The 3,194-nt window shown below is 70.3% G+C and carries 4 protein-coding genes and 1 pseudogene; all 5 read left to right on the top strand.

The window, feature by feature from the left end; all coding sequences use genetic code 11:
- On the top strand, nt 1–247 hold a 247-nt coding region (locus U9977_RS26470; protein WP_322751995.1), incomplete at its 5' end, for a DUF503 domain-containing protein.
- Between the two features lie 15 nt (nt 248–262).
- On the top strand, nt 263–772 hold the full coding sequence (gene rbfA / locus U9977_RS26475) for a 30S ribosome-binding factor RbfA (RefSeq protein ID WP_322751996.1): 510 nt from the start codon (nt 263–265) through the stop codon (nt 770–772).
- Nucleotides 769–1,866 (top strand): bifunctional oligoribonuclease/PAP phosphatase NrnA, encoded by a 1,098-nt coding sequence (locus U9977_RS26480; protein WP_322751997.1) that lies wholly within the window; start codon nt 769–771, stop codon nt 1,864–1,866. Before rbfA ends, U9977_RS26480 begins: the two co-directional genes overlap by 4 nt.
- Nucleotides 1,866–2,750 carry a tRNA pseudouridine(55) synthase TruB gene (truB, locus tag U9977_RS26485; protein WP_322751998.1) on the top strand — a complete coding sequence of 295 codons (885 nt, stop codon included), beginning with the start codon at nt 1,866–1,868 and terminating at the stop codon, nt 2,748–2,750. Before U9977_RS26480 ends, truB begins: the two co-directional genes overlap by 1 nt.
- 29 nt (nt 2,751–2,779) lie before the next feature.
- Nucleotides 2,780–3,194: pseudogene (locus U9977_RS26490) on the top strand (bifunctional riboflavin kinase/FAD synthetase); the annotation flags it as partial.

A 3,194-nucleotide genomic window follows, 5' to 3' on the forward strand; every position in this document is an offset into this window, starting at 1 on the left:
CCGCCGCAGGTATGCGGTAAGCGCGGCGGAGACCGGCCATCTCGATCTGCACCGGCGGACGCAGCTGGGCGTCGCCGTGGTCGCGGCGGATCGGGCCCATTGCGTCGAGGTCGTCCAGGCGTGTGAAGGTCTTCTTTCGCAACGCCCGGAGCTGGAACTGCTCTCGGCGCGAATGCGCTATCTCTCCGATGAGGACCTGGAGTCCGACGAGGGTATGGACGGACCGCGATCGGTGGCGCGGTCGTGATGACGGGAGGAAGCCATGGCTGACCCTGCTCGGGCGCGCCGGCTCGCGGTGCGTATCCGCGAGGTGGTCGCCGCTGCCTTGGAACGGCAGGTGAAGGACCCGCGCCTGGGGATGGTCACCGTGACCGACACGCGGGTCACCCCGGACCTGACCGAGGCCACCGTCTTCTACACGGTCTACGGCGATGACCTCGACCGGATGGAGTCGGCGCGCGCGCTGGAGTCGGCCAAGGGCCTGCTGCGTAGCCAGGTCGGCCGGCAGACCGGTGTCAAGGTCACTCCTACCCTGACCTTTGTCCACGACCGTCTGCCTGACGACGCCCGTCATCTCGAGGACCTGATTCTCACCGCGCGGGAGCGGGACGCGGGCCTCGCGGGCGTCCGGGTCGGCGCCCGGCCGGCTGGGGAAGCCGACCCGTACCGTAAGCCGCGTGTCGAGGCCGACGAGTCAGACGAGGCCGGCGCGTCCGACGCGTCCGACGCCGACGAGCGCGACGAGGAAATGATGGGGGACACGCTGCGATGACCGACGTGACAAGCCTCGCCGACCTGTCCCTGCTCCCGGTTCCCCACGCGGGCGAGGGGACGGGCCGGGCGGGGTCCACGTCCGGCGAGGGCGAGGCGGTCGGCGAGCAGCGGGACCGCGCGGTCGAGGCGATCCGCTCCGCGTCCCAGAGCGGGGAGAACATCCTGCTGGTCGCGCACGTCGACCCGGACGGCGACAGCCTGGGTTCGGCGATCGCGCTGGGGCTTGCGCTGCGTGCCCTCGGGGCCAGAGCGTCGGTGTCATTCGACAGCGACCCGTTCGTGGTACCGCGCTCCCTGACGTTTCTGCCCGGCCAGGATTTCCTTGTCCCGCCGTCCCTGGTCGCGGCGACACCAGACCTCGTGGTGACGCTGGATGCGGGCAGCCTGGCCAGACTCGGGGCGCTGGGCCGGGTCGCCACCCGGGCACGGCGAATGGTTGTGATCGACCATCACGCCTCGAACACGCGGTTCGGGGACATCAACCTGATCGACCCGGACGCCGCCTCCACCAGCGTGATGGTCACCGGCGTCATCGACGCGCTCGGGGTTGAACTCGATCACGATATGGCTGTCGCGATCTACACGGGCCTGATCACCGATACCGGTTCGTTCCGATACAGCGTGACCACGCCGGATGTCCACCGGTTGGCCGCGCGGTTGTTGGGCACCGGGATCCGCCACGATCTGATCACTCGTACGGTGTGGGACACCCACCGTTTCGGCTACCTGCGGCTGCTGGGTGAGCTGCTCGGCCGAGCCCGCCTGGAACCCGAGCACGACCTGGTGTGGACGTGGTGTGCCTACGCGGACCTCACCGCCGCGGGTCTCACCCTCGATGAGATCGAGGGTGTGATCGATATCGTCCGGACCACGGCCGAAGCCGAGGTGGCGGTCGTCTGCAAGCAGGACGCCACGAACATCTGGAAGGTTTCGGTGCGTTCCAAGGGTGGCATCGACGTCGGTGCGGTCTGCACCGCGCTCGGGGGTGGTGGCCACCGCTTCGCCGCCGGCCTGAGTTCCACCGAAGCTCTGGAGCCGACCATGGCGACCCTGCGCGCCGCGCTGGTCCGGGCCCCCAGACTGCCGGGCTGATGGCTGGTGCGACCGCCGCGCTCGGCGTGGACGGGCTGGTCGTCGTGGACAAGCCGACGGGGCTCACCTCGCATGACGTGGTGGCCCGCGCTCGGCGGGTCCTGCACACGCGGCGGGTCGGGCACGCCGGCACGCTCGACCCGATGGCGACCGGTGTGCTGGTACTCGGGGTGGGCCGGGCGACCCGCCTCCTCGGTCATCTCGCGTTGACCGACAAGGTCTACACCGCGACCATCCGCCTCGGTGAGTCGACCACCACCGACGATGCACAGGGTGAGGTTGTCGCCGTGCGTGCGGTCGAGGTCGACGAGGCGCGGCTCGCCGTCGCCATGGCGGCTCTCACCGGCCCGATCGACCAGGTGCCGTCCGCGGTCAGCGCGGTCAAGGTGAACGGCGTCCGGGCCTACGCCCGGGTACGCGCGGGTGAGCAGGTCGTCCTTGCGGCGCGGCGGGTCACGGTGAGCCGGTTCGAGTTACTTGCCCGCACCGGCGTTGACCTTGATGTTGCCGTCGGCTGTTCCAGCGGCACCTACGTGCGTGCGCTGGCCCGGGACCTCGGCCGGGCGTTGGGCTGTGGCGCGCACCTGTGCGCCCTGCGCCGGGTGTCGGTGGGACCGTTCGATCTCACCGAGGCGCTCACCCTGGACGCGCTGGCGCAGGCCGGCGTCGGCGCACTGCGTCCGCTGCCCGACGCCGTCGCCACGCTGTTTCCCTGTCGGGAGGTGGATGCCGATGCCGCTCGTGCGATATCCCACGGCCGGCGTCTTCCCCCGTTCGGGATACCCGGCACGTACGGTGTTTTCGGTCCGGCCGGCGAGCTTCTCGCTCTTGCCGAGGACGCGCAGGGCGGCTGCCGGTCGCTGGTGGTCTTCGCCGGAGCCTGAGCCGCAAACGGCACCGATAGGCTTTGGATGTGCAGCGGTGGCGCGGGGTGCTGGAGACGCCGGATGACTGGCCCGGCGGTGTTGTGACGATCGGGTTCTTCGACGGCGTCCACCGCGGTCACCAGCAGATCATCCGCCGGGCGGTGGAACGCGCCCACCGGGCGGGACAGCTCGCGGTCGTGCTCACGTTCGACCCCCATCCGGCCGAGGTCATCCGACCGGGCAGCCATCCGGCGCTGCTGACGACGCCGGCTTTCAAGGCGGAACTACTGGAACGGCTCGGTGTCGACGCGCTGTGCGTCCAGCCCTTCACTCCCGAGTTCAGCCGGGTACCAGCGGACGGGTTCGTCCACGACATGCTTCTGCATCGGCTGCGGCCGAGCGCCGTGGTGGTCGGGGAGAACTTCACCTATGGTCACCGGGCGGCCGGGAACCTGGAGACCC

This window comes from Protofrankia sp. Cas8, assembly GCF_963555845.1.
Classification (GTDB): domain Bacteria; phylum Actinomycetota; class Actinomycetes; order Frankiales; family Frankiaceae; genus Protofrankia.

What these genes read in the sequence shown, in the direction of transcription:
- truB (WP_322751998.1), top strand. Translation starts at nt 1,866, where the DNA reads ATGGCTGGTGCGACCGCCGCGCTCGGCGTGGACGGGCTGGTCGTCGTG.
- U9977_RS26480 (WP_322751997.1), top strand. Translation starts at nt 769, where the DNA reads ATGACCGACGTGACAAGCCTCGCCGACCTGTCCCTGCTCCCGGTTCCC.
- rbfA (WP_322751996.1), top strand. Translation starts at nt 263, where the DNA reads ATGGCTGACCCTGCTCGGGCGCGCCGGCTCGCGGTGCGTATCCGCGAG.